Genomic DNA, 4,738 nt, shown 5'->3' with positions numbered 1-4,738 from the left:
CGCCATGTCGCCAGATTGTCGCAAGGCCCTGTTATCGCGGAAGTTAACGGATGGCGTTCGATTCGCCACCGAGCCCGGTCATCGAAGTGTCATCGGAATCTGTTAGGCGCGCGCATGGGAAGTGACTCGATGAGTGAAGAGCAGCCGGAGCGGCGTTTTCGCACCCTGTTTATCTCCGACGTACATCTCGGAGCCCGCGGCTCGCAGGCCGACAAACTCCTGGATTTTCTCCGCGTCCACGACGCCGACACGATCTATATGGTCGGCGATATCGTCGACGGGTGGGCGCTGAAGTCGAGCTGGCACTGGCCGCAATCGCACAACGACTTCGTGCAGAAGATGCTGCGCAAGGCGCGCAAGGGCGCCAAGGTCGTCTATATCCCCGGCAATCACGACGAGTTCCTGCGCAGATATTACGGTACGCATTTCGGCGGCATCGACGTGGTCGAGAACGCGGTTCACACCGGCGCCGACAGTCGCCGCTACCTCGTCATCCACGGTGACATCTTCGACCTTGTGGTGCAGAACGCCAGATGGCTCGCCCATCTCGGCGATCGCGCCTACGATTTCGCGATCCAGATGAACCGGTTCGTCAACTTCTTCCGCCGCGCGCTCGGCGTGCCCTATTGGTCGCTCTCGCAATGGGCGAAGCAGAAGGTCAAGAAGGCGGTGAATTATATCGGCGCTTTCGAGACCGCGCTGGTCGCCGAGGCGAGGCGCCATCACGCCGAAGGCGTGATCTGCGGCCACATCCATTATGCCATTATCCGCGACGAGCAGGGCATCCGCTACATGAATTGCGGCGACTGGGTGGAAAGCTGCACTGCGCTCGTCGAGCACGAGGACGGCCGCTTTGAAATCATCACCTGGACCGATCCGGCGCGCCGGAGCCTTCCCGTTCCAGCCGTAGCGGCCCGCGCCGCGGCCTAGCGGGGTGGATTGACGTTCGCTACTCCGGTTGGCTGCGAACTCGCGGAGCGAACGTCAAATCCTGAACTCCATTGGAAACATATGGTCCTTATTCCAACATTCGCGAAAGTGGCCGCTGGGAAGGGATGCGAATGTTAGGATCGAACCACTAGATGCGCGTCCTCGTCGCGACCGACGCCTGGTACCCGCAGGTCAACGGAGTCGTACGGACGCTTGCGATGACCGCGGAAGCGGCAAGCGCGCTCGGCGCCGAACTCTCGTTTCTCACTCCGCAATCGTTTCGTACCTTTGCGCTGCCGAGCTATCCGGGCCTCCGGCTGGCGCTGCCCTGTGCGGCCAGGATCGCGCGCCTGATCGAGGATGCGCGTCCCGACACCATTCACATCGCGACCGAAGGACCGATCGGCATCGCCGTGCGCCGATATTGCCGCAGGCAGGAACTGCCGTTCACGACGAGCTTCCATACCCGTTTCCCCGATTATGTCTCGGCTCGCGTGCCGGTCCGCGAGTCCTGGATCTGGGCGGCGCTGCGGCGATTTCATCACGGCAGTCAGGCGGTGATGGTCGCAACCCCGGCGCTGGCCAGTGAGTTGCGCGGACGCGGCTTCCGCAACGTGGTGCTATGGCCGCGCGGCGTCGATACGACCCTGTTCCATCCGCGCGACGCCGATCTTGAGCTCCCGCGTCCGGTTTTTCTGTGCGTCGGCCGCGTGGCGGTCGAGAAGAATCTGGAAGCTTTTCTCGAACTGGATCTGCCGGGAACAAAGGTGATCGTCGGCGACGGGCCGGCCCGCCCTAGCCTGATGAAGAGCTATCCGGATGCGGTCTTTCTCGGCGCACAGCAGGGCGAGGAACTGGCGAGAAGCTATGCGGCTGCCGACGTCTTTGTGTTTCCGAGCCGGACCGATACCTTCGGTCTTGTGCTCCTCGAAGCGCTGGCGAGCGGCACGCCGGTGGCCGCGTTTCCGGTTTCCGGTCCGCGCGATGTGATCGGCACCGCTCCGGTCGGCGCCTTGAGCGACGATCTTGCCGCGGCCTGCCGCGCGGCGCTGCGGCTTTCCCGGCAGGATTGCCTGGAATTTGCCGCCAAACATACCTGGGAAGCCTCGGCCCGCGCTTTCATCGCGCATATGGCCGAAATTCACCGTTGCGGATCGCAATCCGGCATCGTGCCTGTCATATCGGAGCAGCCGCGCTTCGTTGCATAGGGTGCCCGTGAGCTCTGCCCTTGCCGTTCTCGCGGCAGGCACGATAAAATTGAACTCATGAATGAACCTCTTTCCCATATGCCTGTAAGTTCCGCAGACGTCGATGCCGCGGCCGGCGTGATCGCGCCGTTTGCGGTGCGAACGCCGCTGTTGTCGCCGCCCGTTCTCTGCGAGCGCATCGGCGCGAAGGTTTTTCTCAAGCCGGAAATCCTGCAACGCACCGGATCGTTCAAATTCCGCGGGGCCTTCAACAAGCTGTCGTCGATTCCGCAAAATGTGCGGCAGGGCGGCGTGGTGGCATTTTCCTCCGGCAATCACGCGCAGGGCGTGGCGGCCGCGGCAAAGATTCTCAACATGCCGGCCACCATCGTCATGCCGGCCGATTCGCCTTTGTCGAAGCGCGAGCGCACCAAATCCTACGGCGCCGAGGTGGTGCTGTATGATCGCGACCGCGAGGACCGCGAAGCGATTGCGCGGGAGATTGCCGGCAAGCGCGGCGCGACGCTGGTGCCGCCTTACGACGATCCCAAGGTGATCGCAGGGCAGGGCACGGTCGGGCGGGAGATCTGCGAGGATCTCGCCGCGCTCGGCATCGCGCCGGATATCGTGGCGGCGCCCGTGTCCGGTGGCGGGCTCATTGCGGGCGTCGCAACGGCGGTCAAGGCGCGCTTTCCGCAAGCGATGGTGATGTCGGCCGAGCCGCTGGAATTCGACGATCATGCCCGCTCGCTGCGTGCCGGCAAGCGCGAGGCCCACAAGGCCGAGGGCCGCAGCATCTGCGACGCGCTGATGGCCGCGATTCCCGGCGAGATCACCTTTGCCATCAACGGCAAATTGCTCGCAAAGGGCGTCACGGCGTCGGAAGCGGAAGTCGGCGCAGCGGTGGCGTTTGCGTGGCGCGAACTCAAGCTCGTGGTCGAGCCGGGCGGGGCGGTTGCCTTGGCGGCCCTTCTTGCCGGCCATATCGAAGCGCGCGGCAAGAACGTCGTCATCGTGCTGTCCGGCGGCAATGTGGATGCGGACTTGTATGCGCGCCTGATCGCCTGAAAGACGGGACGCTCCCGATAAGAGGCTGCCCGGAACCGTTTCGATCTGCTATCGTTGCCGCCTTCGTCTTGAGAAGAAGCAAAACCAGATCGGGAGGCATTTCATGCACAGGCTGCTCGTGCTCTACAACGAACCCAAGGACCCCGCGCATTTCAGGAAGTACTACGTCGAGACGCACGTGCCGCTGGCAAACAAGATTCCCGGTATCAAGAACGCCCGATACTCCTTCGATGTGAAGCCGCTCGGACCCGGCAAGGCGCCGTATTTCTGCATCTTCGAGGCCGACTTTGACAGCGAGGCGGCGCTGATGAACGGGCTTGGATCGAAGGAAGGCCAGGCGGTTGCAGGTGACGTGCCCAATTACGCTTCCGGCGGCGTCACCATGATGCATTTTTCGCTGAAGTGACCCGGCCGCGAGCTTGAGCGGTCCGCAAGCTCAAGAGAAGAACGCGATCTTCTCATTCTGGGTCATGCGCCGGATCGGCGCCATCGGGTCCGGCCCCGAAGTGCGGGGGCGGGGCACGATGCCGTTTGCGATGAGGCTCGAACCGAGTGAGGGCGTGGGTGCGCGTACCGGCTCCGGCTGTGATTCGGCTTCATGCTGACGCGGTGCGACGGCGGGGGGTGGTGCGACAGCTTCCGGCTCCTCTGCCGCGCTGCCCGCATCCGACCCAAAGGTGACGTCGATCTCCCAGGACGGCGCGCTTTCGCCCATCGCTTCGGCTTGCGGTTTTTCGGCGCGGGCCTCGTGGACGTGAGGCTCGGTCTGGACCGCCTCAGAGGCCTGAAGGTTTTCGAGCTTGGGCTCGTAGGCCTCGTCCGTATCGGGCGCAGCCATCTCCATCGCCACCATATCGAGCACGGCTTCATCGCTCGCGTCGAAGGCGTCCGTCGGTTGGCTCGCGCTCTCCGCTCCCGGAATCGAAGGTTCATCGGCGACGGCAGGACCCGCCGCAGCAGCCGCAGCTTCAGGCCTGATTTCGATACCGGTCTCGATCTTCGCTTCGGTCTCGACGACAGGGTCAGGCGCGACGAAGGAGGCCTGCATCGTCTCATTGGGCTCGGCCGGTTGTTCGGCCTTGATGATCTCGACCGGTGGGCGAGACTCGGTCGCGGCCTGTGCCTCGGCTGAGACCTCAGTCGCAGCGGCCGGCCTGACCTCCGCCAATTCCGCCGTCGGCGCTTCGGCTCTAGGTGGGCCGCTGGCCACCGGCGCGGCGTCACTGGGTTCGAAAGTTGCGATTTTTCCCTCGGTCCGGTCGAAGACCTCGCCGAGCGCCGCCGCAAGGCCGGACGCGGTAAGCTTGGCGGCCGCGCCTTCGATCGCCGCCAGTTGCGAGTCGATGAGATCGCAGATTCGCCCGTCGGCGCCGATTTCACGCAACCGCCAGGCAATCTCCCGGATGACGCGAGCGCCTTTGCGCACCGGGGCCAGGTTTTGCTCGATTGCGAGCCCGTCGACGGCCGCATTGGCAGCGTCTCGCGCTTCGGCGAGCGCCGTTCGGAACGCTGCGAGGGCCTCATCGAGCAGGGGATCGCGCGCCGGCTTTTTT

General features: G+C 64.2%; 5 protein-coding genes. 4 read left to right on the top strand and 1 reads right to left on the bottom strand.

Annotation, left to right across the window (positions count from 1 at the left end):
• Positions 1 to 114 precede the first annotated feature (114 nt).
• The 4 genes from NEZ08_RS18480 (at position 115) to NEZ08_RS18465 (ending at position 3,591) form a co-directional block, all read left to right on the top strand.
• Positions 115 to 930, top strand: a complete 816-nt coding sequence (locus tag NEZ08_RS18480; protein WP_298109944.1) for a UDP-2,3-diacylglucosamine diphosphatase — start codon at positions 115 to 117, stop codon at positions 928 to 930.
• Between the two features lie 152 nt (positions 931 to 1,082).
• Positions 1,083 to 2,138 (top strand): glycosyltransferase family 1 protein, encoded by a 1,056-nt coding sequence (locus NEZ08_RS18475; protein WP_298109942.1) that lies wholly within the window; start codon positions 1,083 to 1,085, stop codon positions 2,136 to 2,138.
• Positions 2,139 to 2,195: 57 nt separating this feature from the next.
• Positions 2,196 to 3,185 carry a threonine/serine dehydratase gene (locus NEZ08_RS18470; RefSeq protein WP_298109939.1) on the top strand — a complete coding sequence of 330 codons (990 nt, stop codon included), beginning with the start codon at positions 2,196 to 2,198 and terminating at the stop codon, positions 3,183 to 3,185.
• A gap of 103 nt (positions 3,186 to 3,288) precedes the next feature.
• Positions 3,289 to 3,591, top strand: coding sequence for an EthD family reductase (locus NEZ08_RS18465; protein WP_298109937.1), 303 nt, complete (start codon positions 3,289 to 3,291; stop codon positions 3,589 to 3,591).
• Between the two features lie 30 nt (positions 3,592 to 3,621).
• On the opposite strand, the gene NEZ08_RS18460 is transcribed toward NEZ08_RS18465, so the two are convergent.
• Positions 3,622 to 4,738, bottom strand: a 1,117-nt coding sequence (locus NEZ08_RS18460; protein ID WP_298109935.1) for a hypothetical protein, incomplete at its 5' end; no start/stop codon positions are given.

This window comes from Bradyrhizobium sp. (genome assembly GCF_027451485.1).
In the GTDB taxonomy this organism is placed as follows: Bacteria; Pseudomonadota; Alphaproteobacteria; order Rhizobiales; family Xanthobacteraceae; genus Bradyrhizobium.
Note: the sequence above shows the minus strand (reverse complement) of the source record. Positions and strands in the feature narration are given on the sequence as shown.